The sequence below is a fragment of the Rhodococcus sp. NPDC019647 genome, assembly GCF_044389235.1.
GTDB lineage: Bacteria > Actinomycetota > Actinomycetes > Mycobacteriales > Mycobacteriaceae > Rhodococcus_F > Rhodococcus_F oxybenzonivorans.
Genome location: NZ_JBIRXS010000014.1, coordinates 89,573 through 108,687 on the forward strand (window position 1 = coordinate 89,573; position 19,115 = coordinate 108,687).

Annotated in this window: 13 protein-coding genes and 2 pseudogenes; 3 read left to right on the forward strand and 12 right to left on the reverse strand. The window is 61.3% G+C overall.

Translation table 11 applies throughout. The features are described from left to right. Window positions 1-14 precede the first annotated feature (14 nt). Window positions 15-1,001 carry an N-acetyl-D-Glu racemase DgcA gene (gene dgcA, locus ACH49N_RS23345; protein WP_205627344.1) on the forward strand — a complete coding sequence of 329 codons (987 nt, stop codon included), beginning with the start codon at window positions 15-17 and terminating at the stop codon, window positions 999-1,001. A gap of 669 nt (window positions 1,002-1,670) precedes the next feature. Here dgcA and ACH49N_RS23350 read toward each other — a convergent pair. From ACH49N_RS23350 to ACH49N_RS23390, 9 genes are all read right to left on the reverse strand, one after another. Beyond that, a complete protein-coding gene (locus tag ACH49N_RS23350) occupies window positions 1,671-1,931 on the reverse strand; it encodes a hypothetical protein (protein WP_012687195.1) in 261 nt (86 codons plus the stop codon). Between the two features lie 871 nt (window positions 1,932-2,802). Beyond that, entirely contained in the window at window positions 2,803-3,138 is a 336-nt protein-coding gene (locus ACH49N_RS23355) for an EthD domain-containing protein (protein WP_012687194.1), read from the reverse strand. 34 nt (window positions 3,139-3,172) lie between these two features. Beyond that, a complete protein-coding gene (locus tag ACH49N_RS23360) occupies window positions 3,173-3,862 on the reverse strand; it encodes a nitroreductase (protein ID WP_012687193.1) in 690 nt (229 codons plus the stop codon). 67 nt (window positions 3,863-3,929) lie between these two features. Continuing rightward, window positions 3,930-5,096 carry an acetyl-CoA C-acyltransferase gene (locus tag ACH49N_RS23365; RefSeq protein WP_012687192.1) on the reverse strand — a complete coding sequence of 389 codons (1,167 nt, stop codon included), beginning with the start codon at window positions 5,094-5,096 and terminating at the stop codon, window positions 3,930-3,932. A gap of 44 nt (window positions 5,097-5,140) precedes the next feature. Further along, window positions 5,141-6,541: an aldehyde dehydrogenase family protein gene (locus ACH49N_RS23370; protein WP_012687191.1), complete on the reverse strand. Its 1,401-nt coding sequence runs from the start codon at window positions 6,539-6,541 to the stop codon at window positions 5,141-5,143. 304 nt (window positions 6,542-6,845) lie between these two features. Then, window positions 6,846-7,475 (reverse strand): TetR/AcrR family transcriptional regulator, encoded by a 630-nt coding sequence (locus ACH49N_RS23375; RefSeq protein WP_012687190.1) that lies wholly within the window; start codon window positions 7,473-7,475, stop codon window positions 6,846-6,848. 21 nt (window positions 7,476-7,496) lie between these two features. Beyond that, window positions 7,497-9,134 (reverse strand): long-chain-fatty-acid--CoA ligase, encoded by a 1,638-nt coding sequence (locus ACH49N_RS23380; protein ID WP_012687189.1) that lies wholly within the window; start codon window positions 9,132-9,134, stop codon window positions 7,497-7,499. Between the two features lie 103 nt (window positions 9,135-9,237). Beyond that, complete coding sequence (locus tag ACH49N_RS23385) at window positions 9,238-10,050, reverse strand: enoyl-CoA hydratase/isomerase family protein (RefSeq protein WP_012687188.1); 813 nt, start codon at window positions 10,048-10,050, stop codon at window positions 9,238-9,240. A 62-nt stretch (window positions 10,051-10,112) separates the two neighbouring features. Further along, window positions 10,113-10,952: a mycofactocin-coupled SDR family oxidoreductase gene (locus ACH49N_RS23390; protein WP_012687187.1), complete on the reverse strand. Its 840-nt coding sequence runs from the start codon at window positions 10,950-10,952 to the stop codon at window positions 10,113-10,115. A 655-nt stretch (window positions 10,953-11,607) separates the two neighbouring features. On the opposite strand from ACH49N_RS23390, the gene ACH49N_RS23395 reads away from it, so the two are divergent. Further along, window positions 11,608-13,017 carry an aminotransferase class III-fold pyridoxal phosphate-dependent enzyme gene (locus tag ACH49N_RS23395; protein WP_012687186.1) on the forward strand — a complete coding sequence of 470 codons (1,410 nt, stop codon included), beginning with the start codon at window positions 11,608-11,610 and terminating at the stop codon, window positions 13,015-13,017. 147 nt (window positions 13,018-13,164) lie between these two features. After that, a complete protein-coding gene (locus ACH49N_RS23400; RefSeq protein WP_358274822.1) occupies window positions 13,165-14,580 on the forward strand; it encodes an APC family permease in 1,416 nt (471 codons plus the stop codon). Between the two features lie 931 nt (window positions 14,581-15,511). Here ACH49N_RS23400 and ACH49N_RS23405 read toward each other — a convergent pair. The 3 genes and pseudogenes from ACH49N_RS23405 to ACH49N_RS23415 all read right to left on the reverse strand — a co-directional run. Then, window positions 15,512-16,156, reverse strand: a pseudogene (locus tag ACH49N_RS23405) (IS1380 family transposase); the annotation flags it as partial. A gap of 535 nt (window positions 16,157-16,691) precedes the next feature. After that, window positions 16,692-17,782: pseudogene (locus tag ACH49N_RS23410) on the reverse strand (IS630 family transposase). A gap of 202 nt (window positions 17,783-17,984) precedes the next feature. Continuing rightward, window positions 17,985-19,103: a hypothetical protein gene (locus ACH49N_RS23415; RefSeq protein WP_006932568.1), complete on the reverse strand. Its 1,119-nt coding sequence runs from the start codon at window positions 19,101-19,103 to the stop codon at window positions 17,985-17,987. Window positions 19,104-19,115: the final 12 nt, after the last annotated feature.

Below are 19,115 nucleotides of genomic sequence, written 5' to 3' on the forward strand. Positions count from 1 at the left end.
AGGGGCGAGTTGCTGTGCGCACCGTCGATGCCATACCGCAAACCTTCGCGATCAATGGAATTTTTCGAATCAGTCGCGGATCCAAGACATCCGCTCAGGTCATCGCGGTCTCCATAGCCGAGAGCGGTTATATCGGGCGCGGAGAATGTGTGCCATACGCCCGGTACGGCGAGACGATCGAGAGTGTTATGGACCAGATCAGGTCCATGACACCCGCGATCGAGGCGGGAATGGACCTCAGTGAACTGCAGTCAGCGATGGCACCCGGAGCGGCGCGCAATGCCGTCGATTGCGCATTGTGGGACCTTCGAGCACAGAAAACACGGCAGTCTCTGGCATCAGTGATCGAGCTCGGCCACGAACTACAACCTGTGCTCACGGCATTCACGATCAGCCTCGACGCCCCTGCAGCGATGGGGAAAGCCGCCGCCGTGCACGAGCACCTTCCAATCCTGAAGCTCAAACTTGGTGGAGATGGTGACTTGGAGCGGGTTCGAGCCGTGCGCGCCGCGGCCCCTCATGCCAGATTGATGGTCGACGCCAATGAAGCCTGGAGCATCGACCATCTGCGCGCGTTCGCTCCGGAATTCGCTGCAATGGGAGTCGAGCTCATCGAGCAGCCATTGCCAGCGGACGCCGATGATTTTCTCAAGAGCTTCAATAGCCCAGTCCCATTGGCGGCGGACGAATCGTGTCGGACACTCATGAGCCTGTCGAAGATTGTCGGGAAGTACGAGATCGCGAACATCAAGCTGGATAAGGCTGGCGGCTTGACGGAGGCCTTGTCGTTGCAGGCCGCAGCACGGGCTAGCGGCCTGGGCACGATGGTCGGTTGCATGGTCGCCACCTCTTTGTCCATGGCTCCGGGAATCATCCTTGCGCAACGGGCCGACGTGGTGCACCTCGACGGGCCACTGCTTCTTGCAGAAGACCGTACACCCTCACTCAGGTACAGCGGGGCAACGTTGTACCCCCCAGAGCCCGAGGTCTGGGGAGGGTGAGCCGGGCAAGACGAAGCACCCCGTCCGTGCGCCCGATCGGAATCCGTCTCTTTTGATCCCGGGCTGATCAGGTTCGCGTCGGCGGTGCGGCTCATGACGATCATCGCTCACCCTGCTCACTTCCGCCTACCGCGGCTCCTTGAGCGCATCACAACGGGCATTCGTCGTCGGCGCAATCCGGCTCACCGATTGACGGACACCAACCGCATCCGACACTGCAACCATCAGATCCTCCGTTCACGAAGTATCCGATGTCCAAATCGTCACCTCGCCGCAGACTTAGGAGATCCCAATGCCATTGCTCATCATTCATGCGGCGATTGCGTTCGCCAGTCTGATCACACCCCGCCGCGCCACCGCATCGATCCAACGGATCCTTACGAGTTTCGCCGTCGCACGAGCCAATGCAAGATGGTTAGCCATAGCGGCGAGCGCACATCTAGAATCCTCTAGCAATTGTTCGTTGAGAGGCTGAACGGTGAAGAAATCCTTCCGCTGCGACTCCAGCGCCCAAATCCGCGAGAAAGCGGACCTGACCTCGACGTCCCGTACGAACTCGGCGGCTCCACCCACCCCTCGGCAACCCGTAGTGCACCTTCCCCGGACACAGGTCACCGCAGGCACCTCCCACACCGAGCAACAAGATCCGTCACCAGCAGCGCAACGACCTTAACGATTTTCAGACCAAAGTAGACGTAGTGCGCGTGAGAACGGGACCTCGTCACCGGCGACGAGCCCTGCAATGAGCAGTGCCGCCCAGACTATCTCGGTGACGTTCAGGGCCCGGAACCCGAGCCGACCGATCTCCAGTACGAGCCGAACCGTCACCCGAGCGTACGGAAACTTTAGCGGCGCTTCGATGAACGAGATGACCACCATCCCCAGCCAGGTGAAGGTCACCGCGATCGAGACGGCGTGGGCTGCGGTCATCCGGCCTCCTTTTCTCCTGCACTCGCCGATACGGCGACATCGATCTCCAACAGTCTGCACCCGTTGTCGTCGATGCGCGGCGCTCCGGCGTCACGGCACATTGTTCAACGGGCACATCGACAGCAGCAGCACTACGCCTGAGCATTGGGGTGGCGGCGGCATGGTGCAGGGCAGTGACCCAGCCGCCAGGACAGAACACATCATGAGCGCAATCTCCCCGTCCAGCCGAGCTTCGCCCACGCCAAGCACGCAACGACTCCGTGCCATCACATCGGGAACCGGATGTACACTGGCCAAGCGTCGCAGCAGGGCTCGCACGGCAGTAGGAAACGTTCGCCCCCACCTGAATTCCTACGAGCCACACTCTATTCGTATGGCCGGGGCCCGCGGGTGAACACACACTGTGTCCGATGCCGGCGGGCTCACCCCATCGACACTCCACGAACCGGACATAGCCCGATCGGGGACTCGCTGGGGATCACACGGACCACGGAATGCGTTCTCCACCGCGAGGGTGTCCGACAGCGGACCCCCACCAAGGACTCTGGAATCCCGGGGCGGCATTCACGCGTGAATGGCACTGCGTGAGTTGGTGTCTCAATCCTCCACAGGAGGGCACGTCGTCACTCGACGTCCATCCGCAGGTGTGATGTCGACGTCGCACTGAATCGACTTGCTGTCCGCATCGACGATCGGGGATCGCCTTCCACGCCACGGTGCATCGACCTACGCACGACCTGTGGGTAGGCCCTCGGACCAAAGGGAGCCGAGTGCTGCCCGAACCGACGTATTTCAGGTGCTGGACCTCTCGTGATGGTTTTGGAGCTTCTCACCGTTGAGTGTCGGCACGGCACCACACTCTTTGTGATTGTCACTGCACGGACGAGATTGGGCACTCGCGTACGACGTGTGACCTGGTGCGCCGACGGTCGAGGAACTGGTCCTCGTCTTCGGGGATTCCCGAGTTCGGAGCGAACATGGCGGCGATCCAGCGCTTGTATGCGCCTTCGTCGTCGAACCTCAGTTCACTGATCACGTCAAATTCAATATCGTCTCCGGAGGGCTCGATGTAATTGCGTACGTAGCTGTTTGGAGTCTCTGGCAGACCCAGGACAAGAGGAACGTGCCGATTTTCGTAGTAGTCGACAAAGTCTTCCATGCTGAGGCCCTCTCGTTTGGCGAGGAAGGCGACTATCTTGTAGCTCATGGTGTCTCCGTGTGGTGTGGTTGCGCCGGATCGGTCAGCTGCCGACTCGGGTGCTGCTTTCACCAATGTCTGCACGGTGGGTGCGGAAGCCGTTGGCGGGGTGGTTCTCGTCGGCGTATCCGAAGGAGACACCTGCGACGACCTTGCGGTGGTCCGGAAGCTGCAGTTCGCCGCGAAGGAACCCTGAGTGCGATGCCAAAGCGGCTTGCGGAATGGTCGCCAGCCCCAGCGATTGGGCTGCAAGGAGGAAGTTCCCGATATAGACGCCGCAGTCGATTGCACCATAGGTGCCAAGGTCTGCCTCGGTGGTGATGATCGCGAGGGCGGGAGCGCCGAAGAATCGGAAGTTCTCCATCGCCTGCTTCTGCGAGGCTTCGCGGTCACCTTTCTGGATTCCGACGCTGTCGTAGAGCTGCCAGCCGCATTCACGGCGACGCTCACGGTACACACCTTCGTACCGGAGGGGAAAGGGAAGGTCGGGCGCCTCGGTATGCGACTCCGCGTGGCGAACGAACCTCTCTCGCATGTCGTCGAGGCGATCGCCTCGGATCACTGTGACGTGCCAGGGCTGCGAGTTGCACCAGGAGGGACTGCGCTGTGCCATGGTGAGGAGCTCGTCGAGGACGTCATCGGTAACGGGTTTGTCGAGGTAGGAGCGGCAGCTCCATCGATCGACCATCAATTCTCGTAGGACCGCTGCGCGGTTCACATCAGTTGTGGACATTGCTTCTCCTTCATGGTTCGCACGGATCAGAGTCCGTTTGGTGTGACCCAGACGCTTCATCCGAGCGTCAAATCCGTTCGATAACAGTGGCGTTCGCCATACCAGCGGCCTCGCACATCGTCTGGAGGCCGAAACGGCCACCGGTGGATTCGAGGTAGTTGAGCATTGTGGACATCAGGCGCGTACCAGATGCCCCGAGAGGATGCCCGAGGGCGATTGCACCACCGCGGGGGTTGAGTTTGGCGGGGTCGGCGCCAGTTTCCTTCAGCCATGCCAGTGGAACGGAAGCGAATGCCTCGTTGACCTCGAAAGCATCGATGTCACTGATCGTGAGCCCCGCCTTGTTCAGCACCTTCTGCGTGGCCGGGATGGGGGCAGTCAGCATGAAGATGGGATCGTCTCCGACGACGGCAAACGAGTGGAAACGAGCACGTGGACGCAGCCCTAGCGACTTCGCGGTGTCCTCACCCATGATCAATGCGGCCGAGGCCCCGTCCGTCAGCGGTGAGGAGTTTCCGGGTGTGATGCGCCAATCCATATCCGGGAAGCGAGTGCGTGTTTCCGGCGTCGCGAAGCTGGCCTTCAACCCGGCGAGACTTTCGCTGGTGGTGTTACCCCGGACCGTCTCATCGTGGGTCGCCGTACCCACTGGGATGATCTCGTTGTGGAAGCCGCCGTCCGAGGCTGCGGCGGCAGCGCGGCGGTGCGATTCGGCCGCATACTCATCGAGCTGTCGGCGTGACAGGTCCCATTTGCCGGCGACCAGTTCCGCCGACACACCTTGGTTGACGAGCGCGTCGTTGTAGCGGGCAGTCAGCCTGTCCCCATATGGGTCGCTCCCCTGCACGGGTGAGAACATCGGGACTCGGCTCATCAGTTCGACACCGCCGGCCACGACTATGTCGTAGGCGCCGGCCATCACACCCTGTGCTGCGAAGTGCAGCGCCTGCTGGCTGGAGCCGCACTGCCGGTCGATGGTCGTGCCCGGGACGTGCTCGGGCCAACCCGCCGCCAGAACTGCACTTCGGGCGATGTTGGAGGACTGCTCGGAGACCTGGCTCACGCAGCCGGTGATCACGTCGTCGACAAGTCGCGGATCGAGTCCTGTTCGCTCGATCATGGAGTTCAGGACATCGGCGTAGATGTTCACGGGGTGCAGATGTGACAGCTGGCCGCCCGGCTTGCCCTTGCCGGATGGTGTCCGGACCACATCTACGATAACCGCGGATCTCATAGGCTCTCAATTCATTGACGTTCGATTATCAGAAGCGGGACGGTCTACCCGACGCTGCGCGCCGGCCGGTGAAAGACTTGAGGCTCACTGAAGCCGTGGAGCCCCGCAATCCCGTTCTCGACGCCGATCCCACTCCATTTCGATCCACCGAACGGCTGGTTCGGTTGGAGCGCGAGATGCGTGTTCGCGAACACTGTTCCGCTGTCGATTCGGGGCGCGACTGCGCTGGCGCGATCGAGATCGCTGCTCCAGACCGAGCCGCACAGCCCGAAATTCGATGAGTTCACCTGCTCGATGACGGTGTCGAGATTGTCATATCGCACAACGGGAAGGGCCGGCCCGAACTGCTCGTCGTCAACGATGGCCATGCCATCGCAGGCATCCGCCAGGATTGTCGGTTCATAGAAGTAGCCCGGACCCTCAATGAGCTTTCCCCCCGTGGCGGACCTCGCCCCTTGCCTCAGTGCCTCGTCAACCAGATGGCGAACTCTCTCGAGTTGCGGCCGATTGTTGATCGGGCCCAGGCGGGTGCCTTCGACGGCACCGTCGCCGACCTTGACCGATCGGGCGTAGGAAGCCAAGCTTTCGACGACTTCGTCATAGATGGACGCGGGCGCGTAAATCCGTTTGATCGCCGAACACACCTGGCCGTTGTTCTCGAACGCAGCCCAGAAGAGCTTCTCCACGATGGACGCGGCGTCGACGTCGTCGAGCAGGATCGCTGCATCATTTCCGCCGAGCTCGAGTGTGAAACGCTTGAGATCGGTCGCGGCGGTGGCGGCAACACGCATGCCTGTTCTGACAGATCCGGTGAAGGAGATCTTGCGCGGCACGTTGTGCGAAGTCACCCATTGGCCGAGTTCGTCGCCTCCGCTCACGACGCTGACGACACCGGGCGGGAACACCCCGGAGAGGAGCTGACCGAGCCGCAGCGTCGCCATGGGCGTGTACGGAGATGGCTTGAGCACGACGGTATTGCCAGCCCGCAACGCCGGTGCCAACTTCCATGCGGCCAGGGTGATCGGGAAGTTCCACGGTGTGATGGCAGCGACAACCCCGAGCGGCTTGCGCACGACTTCGACGTAGGCAATGGCATCGTCTTGAATGATCTGAGGCTGATCTTCGACGTCCGCGTAATAGCGGAACCACGTCTGTGCGTCGCGTACCTCTTCCGCGGCTTCGCTGAGGGGCTTTCCTTGCTCTGCGGTGACAAGGGCAGCGAGTTCGTTCGCCGCGGATCCAAGCACCTCGGCAGCTTCCAGGAGAGCCTTGCGCCGAGCGCCCTCGTCCGTTCGCCATTCAAGCCAAGCTCGATGAGCCGTGTCCATCACCTGATCCAGCTGCTCGCGTGTGCAATCAGGGGCGGTGGCAAACACCTGGCCGGTTGCCGGGTTCACCACATCGAATTCTGTAGCCGACTTCGCCAGCGTCCCGTCGATGGTCATTGCATATTCGGTCATCATGTCCGTCCAATCGGAGGCTCGGGCCTCGTAGGATGAGTTTTGCTGTGTGGCTGGCCGCCCGAGGACCTCGAGCAGAGGAGTGCGTCGCCAACGATCAGGGGCACAACCACCGGTGGTGCCAGTTCGCGCAGGAAACGGTGACGGTTGACCGGACCCGCGATGCTGACTCCGTTCGGAGATCACTGAGTCGATCGAAGGTTGTTCGGGTCGGTAGGATCTCCATCGGCGTCACGTGTAGCCGATTCGATGCGATCGAAACTGCTATCGCCGACGGGCGACGAAAGTCTCAGATGCTGTCCAACCTCGGGGATTGCTCGGGAACAATCGTGTACACCGCGTACCATTGCAGAAGCGCAAGCTGCAATGCCGCTGATTTGATCTCGTCCACACTCGAACCGACGTCAGTGGCGTTGAGCACTGCTTCGATCATCGAATACAGCGCGGAGGCCGCGAATTCGGGATCGATGTCGTCGCGGACAATCCCGTGGGCGGTACTTCGTCGATACACATCGGCCAGGTGACCTCGCAGTACCTCGTCGGCGGCCCGGTTCGCCTCCAGCAGGTTCGCTGGAAGAACCTGCCGCGCCACGTCTATCGCTGGTCGCAGGTCCGCATTCTCCACCCGCCACATCAAGGTGTCTTCGACCATTCTCAACAGGATGGCGAACACAGTATCGCCGACGTCGACGGTTGCGCTCATCGCCTCGCCGATTCTGGCGTAGCCTGCAAGGTACTCGTCGACGAGCGCTGCCAGGATTGCATCTTTGTCCGGGAAGTGGTTGTACACAGTCGCCCGAGAAACACCAGCATCCTTCGCGATGTCGGCGACGCGAGCGGAGTTGTATCCTGGCGAGTTGAAGTGGCGCCGTGCCGCCGCCAGGATCCGTTCCCTGTTGTCCTGCTCATCTGATGGCATGCTGACAATCCTTCTCTGCCTCTAGGCGTTCTCTACCGGAGAGATTTTCTGCAGGCTACCTGCCAAATCCGCACGGTGGCGCCGCAGTTCCTTCTTGTCGAACTTCCCTGTGCTTGTGCGAGGAAGAGTATCGACGCGGTGATATTCCTCGGGTATCCACCAGTTCGCGACGTGGGAACGCAGATGCTCTCGCAGTTCGTCATCTGTGGGTCCGTGGGGTGAAACAACGACATAGGCTGCCGGCCGTTCACTCCATCGCGGGTCTGGGACGCCGATGACCGCCGCTTCGTGGACGGCCGGATGAGCCATGAGCGCCGACTCAAGGTCCTGCGAGCTAATCCATTCTCCTCCGGACTTGATCGCGTCCTTCGCGCGATCGGTGATGTCCAGCCAGCCGTCGGACGAGAGTGTTCCCAAGTCTCCTGTGCGCAGCCAACCTTCGTGGAACTTGTCCGAGGTGTCCTCCGGTCCGTAGTAGCTGCCAGCCACGATCGGACCCGAGATCTCGACCTCGCCGACAGATGTGCCGTCGGAGGGCAAAACACTGCCGTCCACATCGACAATCCGCATCTCGTATAGCGGGGACACCCGTCCTACCTGACCGCGCCGCTGCCAGCGCTCGGCGGGTGGCGCTACGATGTCCAAACTCATTGCGGCGCCGGGTAATGTCTCGGTCATGCCCCACCCCTGAATCAGCGTCACGGACAGCCTCTCGTCGTACGCTTGCATGAGCGGCACTGCTACCTTCGCACCCCCGCAGAGGACCATCCGCAGGCTCGAAAGGTCGACAGCATCCTTATTCGAGGGATCCTCGACGTGGCGGAGGAGATCCATCCAGAGGGTTGGGACACCGCCGGCCCAAGTGACCCTCTCGTCACGGATCACCCGTGCAACGGCCTGGGGACCGAGATTGCGTCCGGGAAGAACCAGGTCTGATCCGGTGACAGTGACGACGAAGGGAAGACCCCACCCCAACGAATGGAACATCGGGACCAGCGCGAGGACTCGGTCGCCCTCCTGCACCTGGAGACCGCCGACGCCAGCCATCGTCAATGCGTGCAGGACGATCGCGCGATGGGTGTACAGAACGCCCTTCGGATTCCCAGTGGTACCGGAGGTGTAGCACAGACAAGCCCCCCAGCTCTCCTCCAACGCTGGCCACTCGAAGTTCACCCCTTCACCGAGGGTGAGCATTTCAGAGTATCTATGTACCTTCGCCGACCTCGACACCACACTCGCGCCGTCACCGACGATGACTACATGCTCCACACTGGCGAGCTTGTCGAGCACACGGTCGAGTTGGTCGACCAGCGACGAATCAACGACGATCACGCGATCACCAGCATGGTTGATCGTGTAGATGACCTGCTCGTCGTGCAAGCGGGGGTTGATCGTATGAAGGACCGCACCCAATCCCATTGTGGCATAGTAGGTTTCGACGTGTTCCTGCGTATTCCATAGCAAGCTTCCGACGCGGTCGCCTCTGCAGACGCCCAAGCTGTCGAGTGCTTGCGCGAAGCTCGCCGCGCGACGGGATACCTGTTCGAACGTTTGGGACATCCGCCTGCCGTCATCGGTGATCGTGACGATCCTGCGCTGTCCGCATATAGTCTGCATACGCCGAAACAGCATTTGGGTCGTCAGGGGGGTGTCCATCATCAGTCCGTCGACCGTCGAAGCCTCTTTCGACGGTCTGGTACCGCCACCGTTGGGGAACGTTGCGTCATCAAGGACCGAGCTGTTCACATTCGTCACGTCGGACCTACCTGCCCACGAACTTTGCCTGGCCCGGACCGTTCGCAATAAACGACTTCACACCCGCGCGGCCGTCCTCGGTGTGATGCATGGCCACTGCGGCCCGGCCCTCGGCATCCAACCCGGCATTCAACGGCTGATCGAAGTTGGCGTCAATGAGACTTTTGGCCGTGGCCAGAGCAACACTGGGTCCGGTGGCCAGGCGCCTCGCGAGGGCGATCGACTCACTGAACACTTCGTCGTCGGGCACGACTCGGTCGGCAATGCCGATCCGGAGGGCTTCCTCTGCATTCACCTGACGACCGGTCATCACCAGATCTTTCGCGCGGGATGGCCCGACCAACCTGCTCAGTCGCTGGGTCCCTCCAGCTCCGGGCACGAGTCCCAGATTGACCTCGGGCAACCCGAACTTTGCTCCCTCGCCTGCAACACGCAGATCGGCTGACAACGCGAGTTCGAGTCCACCACCCAATGCGTAGCCGCACACGGCCGCGATCACCGGACGAGGGATGGAGGCGATCCTGTCGAAGGTCGAGCGGAATGCTTTCACGAAGCGCGCCGCATCTTCGGGTCCGCCCATCTCCGAGATGTCGCCGCCGGCGGCGAAGATGCGAGGGCCCCCCCATATGACAACTGCACCGGGCAAGTCACTCGCGAGCGCCTGGAACGCCTCGTCGAGCTGGCGCAGGACTGCGAGCGACAATGCGTTGGCTCTTGGTCGCTCGAGCCTGACGATCGCGACTCTGTCGGTGGTCATTTCGGTGTAGACGAACTGATCGTCGTGGGTGATCGGGGGCGACTCGCCTTGTTCGGTCGTCATTGTGGTTCCTATCAGTAGCTCAGTGGCAGGTAGGACCCCAGAGCTCGGGATCCAGATGCTGTCTAGGTGCTCTTGGCGTACCAGCCGGCGTCGATCGGCAGGGTGACGCCCGTGACGAACCGGGCCTCGTCCGATGCCAGCCATAGGGCGGCATTGGCGATGTCTTCCGGCTCGATGAAGTCGACATCCATAAGTGTTAAATGCTTGAGGGTCTCGGCCGCATCCGCCCTGTCCGGGTTGGCGAGGTCGGGCCTGAGGAGGCCGAAGCTGAAGTCGTTGAGGACCATTCCCGTGGCGGTATTGCCCGGGTTTACCGTGTTGACACGAATGTTGTACGGCCCGAGCTCATGGGCGAGGGAGCGCATGAGGCCGACCACCCCGTGCTTGGCGGCGGCGTAGTGTGCGATGTATCCTTCGCCCTTTAATCCGGTGTACGAACTCGTCAGGACAATGGAGCCGCCCTGGTTCCGCTCGACCATCGTGGGTGCGACAGCTTTCACGCTGCGCCACACGCCTGTGAGATTCACATCGAGGATGTCGTTCCAGGCTCGGTCAGAGATTTCCCACGCACGCCCTTCCGATGTCAGAATGCCGGCGTTTGCGATGAGGATGTCGATGCCACCGAACTCCGAAATACCTTCTGCAACAATATTGTCAAGACATTCTTGGTTTCGTACGTCAGCGACGGCGGTGATCACACGACCTCCGGCCTCGCGTACCAGATGTGCCGTTTCGTCGAGATCATCTTTGGTCGACAGCGAATACGGAACACCTTCGATCGCCTCGCAGATGTCAATGGCGACGATGGCGGCTCCCTCGGAAGCGAAACGTACCGCGTGGGCGCGCCCTTGCCCACGCGCAGCGCCCGTGATGAACGCGACCTTGCCTTCTATCCTGCCCATAACGGGGACTCCGTTTCTCGAGATTCTTCGTGCTGCGCCGGAGCGCTGAAGCCATCAAATTTCGGCATTGCGCTCCTTAAAGTTGTGACTGCGATCGGCAGCTCTCACGAATCGTCGCTTGGTCCGACGCTCCGGGGCATCCACTCAACCAACGGTGATTGTTGCCGGACTCACACTGGACAAACTAACCACGCGTTAGACACCGTGTCAAGGCCCGGTTTTCCTGGGCGAAGGTCCGGCCGAACGGTGGAATCGGCAGTGCGTCAGGCCGCGGAGCCTGGATCGAACGTCTCTGTGCGAACCTCAACGACAAGTAGGTAGATCATCCCTCTCGCGACGGGTATGAAATGGGACTTCCCTGCCCATGACCACGCACGATCCGCCGGATTTTCCACCACATGCTCGCCCAGTGTGACGGTTGACACCGTGTCCAACGATGGCTAGCGTCTTATCCACTTCAACGCAGCATGAACGCAAGCGCCGCCTGGTCCGAGACCAGACGATGGCGACGTCAGCGCGCCCAGTAGCCACCGACCCAGGCCGGCGATTGCACCAGCGATCACACGAAGGTCGACATGTCACGGTGCCTGCCTCTCGCCGGTATGAGACACGCGCGAATCTGCCGCGGAAGATCCAGACACCCCAAGGAGAGCCTGTGACACACCTCGATTTCATGCCCGACGCCGTGGCCGATGACGCCGACTACCGCACGACTGCAGGACAGCACCTGTGGCGGCATTTCGCAGAAATGGCGGAGGCCGAGCGTACCCCCCTCAAAGTGATCACCCGAGGAGAGGGAAGTTACCTCTTCGACACAGACGGGAACCGCTACCTCGATGCAGTCTCCAACCTGTTCTGCGTGAACCTCGGCTACTCGTACGGTGAAGAACTCGGACAGGCTGCGCTCGACCAGTATCGCCAGCTCGGCTATCACAGCAACTGGACAACCACACACCCGCGCGCGATCGAACTGGCTGCACGCCTCGCCGAGCTCGCCCCTGACGACCTCAACCATGTGTTCCTGACGCCCAGCGGCGGAGAATCCGTCGAAGCCGCCTGGAAGATTGCACGACAGTTCTATCAGCTCCGAGGTGAAAACCGCTGGAAGGCGATCGCCCGCGACATGGCATACCACGGGACGACGCTCGGCGCACTATCCCTCGGCGGCATCCATCGGATGCGCTCACCCTTCGAGCCACTCGTACCGGCCGTGGCACACGCGCGGAGTACAGCTCGGGCAGGCCGCCCCGCAGGCGAATCCGAGGAAGATTTCACCGCATTCCTCCTCGACGACCTCGAGCAACGAATCGTGTCCGAGGATCCCAGCACCGTCGCCATGATCATTCTGGAACCCATCCAGAACCACGGCGGATCGCTGACCCCACCGAACGGCTACTTCGCCGGCATTCGTGCGCTTGCCGACAAGTACGGCATCCTGCTCGTCTCGGACGAGACCATCACCGCCTTCGGGCGCGTCGGAGAATGGTTCGGATCAACGCGATTCGACTTCACCCCCGACATCATCACCACCGCCAAGGGATTGTCGTCAGCGCACGCAGTGATCGGCGCAGTGATCGTCAATAACCGTGTGTACGAGCCCTTCTCCGAAAAAGGCGTTTCCCTGCAGCACGGGAACACCTTCGGTGGACACCCTGTCATGGCCGCTGTAGCCCTCAAGAACCTCGAGATCATGGAACGCCTTCAGATCCCCGAACAGGTCCGTGCGAAGGAAAACTCGCTGCGCACCAGCTTGGAGTCCCTCCGTGATCTCGAGATCGTCAGTGACGTCCGCGGCGCCGGATTCTTCTGGTCCGTCGAATTGACCGGTACCGACACGAACGGTTCGCCGTTGAGCCAACCCCAGCGAGATCGTCTGTTCGCCCGCCCCCATCTCGCCGGCGCCTTGGAGGACCTCGGCATCCTCACGCGGGTTTCGCTCGACAGCGTCAATCCGATCATCTGTGTATCACCCCCACTCGTCGCCGAAGACCAGGAGTTCACCCTGATCCGGAACGCTCTGGCGAAGGTCCTGTCCGAGATCGACTCCACTCGCAAATCCCTGTGAGGACAGTCCACATGAAACTTCTTCCCTATACCTACACGGCCCAGAACAGCGGAGCAGGCAATGGATACATCTGAGAATCTAGGACCAAGCACCGCACCGACCAACATCGCTGGGGAAGGCGAGACCTCATTCCGAAGCAGTCTCGGCGTGGGCTCCATCGTGTTCATGGTCGTCGCCGCGGCAGCCCCACTCGGTGTTGTGGCCGCTACCTTCCCGGTCATCATCTCAGTCGAGCAGAGCATCGGCGCACCCCTGTTCCTGCTCATGGTCACAGCGCTACTCACCGTCTTCGCCGTCGGCTACACAGCCATGAGCAGGTATGTGCCCAACGCCGGTGCCTTCTACTCCTATATCCAGGCCGGATTGGGCAGGATCATCGGGACCGGCTGCGCGACACTTGCATACGTCTCGTATCTGATGCTCCTGGTGGGCAGTACAACGTATCTTGGGGTAAACGCATCGAACGCCGGCCGAATATTCCTGCACATCGACCTGCCCTGGTGGACATGGTGCCTGATCGCGTTCGCACTTGCCGGCTACCTCGGATATCGAAACGTCGACCTCTCCGCACGCGTACTCGGACTGGTCCTCGTCCTAGAAGCCGCCATCGTCATCGTCGTCGATACCGCGATCATCCTCCAGGGCGGCGAGGAGGGACTCTCGGCAGAGCCCTTCAGCCCGTCCATGCTCACCCAAGGCGCCCCTGGCCTCGGGTTCATGTTCGCCTTCTTGTGTTTTCTCGGCTTCGAAGCAACCGCAGTGTTCCGCAACGAGGCAAAGGACCCCGTCCGTACCATCCCTCGCGCAACCTACATTGCCGTCATCGGTATCGGACTGTTTTACACAGTCACCATGTGGTGCGTGATCATGGGCATCGGCCCCAGCCGCGCCGTTGCGGTCACAGGCGACGACCCAACAGTGGCAGTGCTCAACCTCGCCAGCGAGTATGTGGGACCCATAGCCCGCGACGTGATGCTGGTACTGCTGGTGAGCAGTCAATTCGCATGCACATTGGCATTCCACAACGTCCTGACCCGCTACCAGTACACTATGGGTACCAAAGGTGTCATACCCCGCTCGCTCGGACGAATCAGTCCCAAACATCATGCCCCATCACGCTCATCAGCAGTGATCTCCCTGATCACCGTCGTCAGCATGATGATGATCGTCGCTCTCGGACTCGACCCCATCTCGGAAGCATTCACCTGGCTCTCCGGCGCAGCAACACTCGGCATCATCATCATGATGACAACAACAGGCATCGCCGTCATTCGCTTCTTCCGCCACCATCCGACGTCCGACGGCACGTGGACAACCCTGATTGCACCGGCAGTCTCCTCGATCGGCATGGTCGTCGTCCTCGTTATCGCAATACAGAACTTTGGACTACTCGTCGGTGAGAACACCGCCGCCGAGGTAGCCCTCGGCGTCATACTCGCGGTTGCGTTTGCTGCCGGTGTCATCATCGCAGTCACCATGCGCCGCTATCGACCAGCGCATTATGAATCCCTCGAGAGGGATTCGGACAAGACCCAACAACAAAGCAAAACAACGAACTTGTGAACTGCGAGAAGAGCCGAGGACTCGCTCAAGCGCGTCTCACCCAGCAAAGGATTCGACATCTCAGATGAAGCCCACCTCGATCACAGAGACGTCACGAATGATCGACTTCGCACGGCGTTGGCACTACTTCGGTGGCGGAACCCGGGAAGAGATATTCGTCAACTTCGGTGTCACGCCATCCATCTTCTATAAGCGGCTAACACGGGTGCTACACACATCACAACACTCGCTTGACACCGAAACGCGGACGAACTTGCTGAGACTTTCAGAAAAGAGGCTAATCGCAGAAGCAGAAGCTGCTCGCGAGGTGGGCTCACCAGCAGTTGGCCGAGCGAGATGACGAAGTAGGCCAATCGACCGCTGGCCACCCGCAAGACCCCGAGTCGGGAATGTCAGCGGCTCCAGAGCAGATGCCAAGAAGCGATCTCCTCGGGACCCGCGATCGACGCACGAGCCAGCAATCAATGCTCGTTCCTCGTTCGCATATCGACCGGATGGCGACGACCACCAGTTGCGGAGGTGGAGGCCACAAGCAACGTCACTGCAGATAAGGCGTCAGGTCGCCTTGGGCAACTTGGACATCATGACGTGAGTGCGGCGCAGTCACAGCATGATCGAGAACATGAACTGCGGCTTCGATATATCGAGAATATGCTCCATGCAAAGGGTTCGATCGCCGAAACCATCTGCCGGGTCCTCCCCTTGGACCCCACCACTGCGAGGATCGTTCTGCCTCCGCCGTGGCCGGCCGCACCCTGACCGCCCTCACCGTCACCCTCACCACCGCCGCACTTCACGGCCCGCACCTCTCCGCGGTCGAACAAGACCTCTGGCTCACCAAATGCGAAGCCCGGCAATACGTCACCACCCGCCGCTGGGCGCACGCCATCAGCACCTTCGGTGCCCCGTTGCCGCTGGGTCCGCCGGCGTGGGTGCGCAGCCGGTCGACGGTGGCCAGGGCGTCGGCGACCATCCGGGCGGCCCCACGTGCGGAGCCGCGCGCTCCTCGGCGCAGGCGTTGGGTGACGATCACCGGCGCAGCGGTCTGCCTGGTGACGGTGGCGATGAGGGCGTTGAGCCCGCGGATCCCGAAGTAGCCGTATCCGGAGCCTTGTTTGCCGTGGCCGTGGACTTCGATGATCGTATCGTCGATATCAACCAGGATTCGCCCGGTGTCGATGCCGGTGACCAGCGGGGTCTTCGCGGCGAGGTTGCTCAGGAACCGCGAGGCGACGGCGTCGAGTTGCCGGACGTGCCCGAAGCTGAACTGGCGAAGGAACGATCCCAGCGTCGACGGTGCATAGGGTCGATCGAATATCGTTCCCATCGCCCCGTGCCGCAGGATCGCCAGGTCAGCGATGCTGTCGGCGCCGGCGACCATCCCACCGATCAGGGACCCGATCTTGCGGCCCGTGTTGGCGCCCTTGTCGGTCGGCACGCTCAGGTGCTGATCGGCGAGCGTGAGCAGGCCGCTGGCCTGGGCCAATGCCACCACCGGGACCAGTCCCGCGGTCGCCACGAGGTCGGGGTCGTCGAACCTGGCCGCCGTAACGGGTCGGGTGTGAGATAGTTGCATCTACGAAATGCCCTTCGGCGTGCCTGAATTTGACCCTAGAGAAGTATTATTCTTCCACTACGACAGGGCATTTCGCCGTTATGACACCCTCAGGCACTCATGCGAATCGGTGTATCGAGGCTAAACTAATGCACCAACTGGTCAAGTAAGCCAGCACCTACTGGCGCATCTACCACCTGCCGGACCACGGCTTCCAGGACGTTGTGCGCATAGACTCGGTCCGGCCACGAACCGCGGGTGTCGAGAGTTTTCTGTTGGTGGGTGCGTACAGCGGCTTCGAGTCGGCGGCGGTACTCGTTCATCCCGATTCCGAATGCCGCGCGGATCCTGGCGGCGGACGGTCTGCCGATAGGGTACCAAAGGATCGCTAAGTCCAGGATGTCGTCGTCAGTGAGCTGCCAGGCCGTCGGACGACCCTTCCGCACTGCGGTAGCCACGCGTTCCCTCTCAGTCGGTCGATTCAGGGCGGGAGGCTGTCCGTGCGGGCGCTAATCGCTTTGGATCCATTCCCTCATGATCGCGGCGTTGTGGCGTTCTAGTGTCCTGAGTCTTTAATTCTGGCGCAGTAGTGTGCGATGGAGTCGAGGATCTGGTCGGCGGTCTTGACCCAGACGTAAGGTCTGGGGTTGTCGTTCCAGGTCTCGATCCATGCTCGGATGTCTTTGTTGAGCTGTTGGACCGAGGTATGCGTGGAGCGTTGGAGCTTCTTGGTGGTCAGTTCGGCGAACCAGCGTTCGACGAGGTTCATCCACGATGAGCTGGTCGGTGTGAAGTGGATGACGAAGCGCGGGTGCGCGAGGAGCCATCGTTTGACCGCGGGAGTCTTGTGGGTCGATGCATTGTCCATCACGAGGTGGACATCGAGATCGTCGGGCACCTGAGCGTCGATCTTGCGAAGAAATGCGATGAATTCTTGTGCGCGGTGGCGTGAATGGAGTGATCCGATCACCTTCCCCGAGGCGATGTCTAGAGCGGCGTACAGGCTCGAGGTGCCATTGCGGACGTAGTCGTGACTAGCGCGTTGCGGGGTGGCGGGAAGCATCGGGAATATCGGTTGGGTCCGGTCCAGTGCTTGGATCTGAGTCTTCTCGTCGACGCAGAGCACCAGAGCCCGCTCGGGCGGGTTCATGTACAGGCCGACGACGTCACGGACCTTCTCCGTGAACACTGGATCCTTCGACAATTTCCACGAGTCCTGTTTGTGCGGGGCCAAACCGAACGCGCGCCACACTCTCGAGACCGTCGATTGCGAAATATCGAGATGCTCCGCCATCGATCGTGTGGACCAGTGTGTGGCATTCTTCGGTGTCGTTTCGAGGGTCGAGGTAATCAGATCCTTGATCTTGTCGTCGTCGATCGTCCGCGGACGGCCCGGGCGTGGTTCGTCGAGCAACCCGTCGCATCGGTCCTCGACGAACCTGTCCCGCCACCGCCGCACCGTGCCTCGGTTCAACCCCAACCTCTGCGCCACTTCGGTATTCGATCCACCATCGGCGCAGCGAGAATGATTCGCGACCGTACCGCCAAACCTGCAGCGGTCTTGCGTCGCCGCGACCACCCCTCGAGTTCTACGCGTTCGGTCTCGGTCAGCACAATCTCCGTCGGTCGCGGACCACGAGTTGCCATGACCAACCTTAACAACCGATGGCTTATTTATGACTCAGGACACTAGCGCCACAACGCCCCGCCTTTTTCGCGCTCCTGTTGAGTCAGGAACAAGTGGCCGTGCGTGACGTCGGTTGATGAGGGCGGCTTCCACAGGCAACATGGTGCATCCCGTCGAAACCGACCGCCTCCCGGCAACAGCACGAGTGGTGATTCAAGGCCGTCACTGGCCGAGTGGCGCAATCCCGTCAGGCAATCCGGAAGGCAAGTGCGGTCCGATCGCCACGTGCTCGAACAAGCCCAGACCTATCGCACCGTCGGCGCGGGTTGCTCGGCAAATCTGCTGTGCGTGAACGTTTTCCATCGCGCTCGGATCGAGGCCCGCGAGCTTCCAACTGTCCGTTCCGACAATGTCTTTCCCGTGATCGGTGCCGTGCTTCCACATCGGGTGGTAGTAGCCCAATCCCTGCATGAGGAATAGACCTTCGGGTTCGATGGTGATCTTCCGGTTGACCAGCCCACGCGGTCCGACGGTGAGGTCAACATGTTGGGCGCGGCGAGTCCCAGGCCGGTAGTCGATGTCGAATTGGAAGGTGTCGCCGCGGAGGATCCGATCCTCTTCGCCGTAAGCCGGGTCGCCGGCCTTCAGGAAGGGCAGGACGGCGACCGTTCGTGCTTCGCTGCGGCCGTCCGGCATCTCATTTACGGCTACGAGCAAGCATTCGTCCTCGAATCGCAGCAGCGTCCAGGCAAAGTAGATGGCGCTCTTGTGTACACCGTGTTGACCTTCGGCCACAGTGCCGGTGGTCCGGCTGCCCCACGAGCGGTCTCGGAAGCCCCGCCACTTGTCGGGCGAGCAGGTTACGGTTTCCCCGCCGACGGTGAATTCTCCGGACCAGTCTCCGAATTGCACTGTACGGAGACGTTCCGAGACGAGAGTCGTTCCTGAGTCTCGTCTCATCCGTCCATCCTCGATGTGCTGTGTTACACCGGTGAAGGTGAGGTCGGCCGAGATACCGTCGTGCTCCTCGAGCACTACACGTAGCACGCGCATCGGTTCGATGACTTCGACTCGCAGGGGGCCCGCGATTGTGTCGCGATCGCGCGAGAGTCGGGAGGAGGCGAACACCGAGTCTTGGCGGCCGTCACGCGCGATGCTGATCGAGGCGTCGACGATACCGCGGTTCGGATGCACGCTGAGGCCGAAGCCGACCTGGGTGGTCAAGTCGATGTCGTGCATTGCCATCCAGTGGCGGTCATAGCGGCCTAGGTCACTCGAGGCGGTCTGCGCCACAGGCAGCGCCGCCTGGTGCACCGGATAGTCGTCCCATTTGCTCAGCACAGGTTCTCCTTT

Coding starts and splice junctions, on each gene's coding strand:
- ACH49N_RS23385 (WP_012687188.1), bottom strand. CDS start 10,050: ATGACGACCGAACAAGGCGAGTCGCCCCCGATCACCCACGACGATCAG.
- ACH49N_RS23350 (WP_012687195.1), bottom strand. CDS start 1,931: ATGACCGCAGCCCACGCCGTCTCGATCGCGGTGACCTTCACCTGGCTG.
- ACH49N_RS23360 (WP_012687193.1), bottom strand. CDS start 3,862: ATGTCCACAACTGATGTGAACCGCGCAGCGGTCCTACGAGAATTGATG.
- ACH49N_RS23380 (WP_012687189.1), bottom strand. CDS start 9,134: ATGATGGACACCCCCCTGACGACCCAAATGCTGTTTCGGCGTATGCAG.
- ACH49N_RS23390 (WP_012687187.1), bottom strand. CDS start 10,952: ATGGGCAGGATAGAAGGCAAGGTCGCGTTCATCACGGGCGCTGCGCGT.
- ACH49N_RS23375 (WP_012687190.1), bottom strand. CDS start 7,475: ATGCCATCAGATGAGCAGGACAACAGGGAACGGATCCTGGCGGCGGCA.
- ACH49N_RS23370 (WP_012687191.1), bottom strand. CDS start 6,541: ATGACCATCGACGGGACGCTGGCGAAGTCGGCTACAGAATTCGATGTG.
- ACH49N_RS23355 (WP_012687194.1), bottom strand. CDS start 3,138: ATGAGCTACAAGATAGTCGCCTTCCTCGCCAAACGAGAGGGCCTCAGC.
- ACH49N_RS23365 (WP_012687192.1), bottom strand. CDS start 5,096: ATGAGATCCGCGGTTATCGTAGATGTGGTCCGGACACCATCCGGCAAG.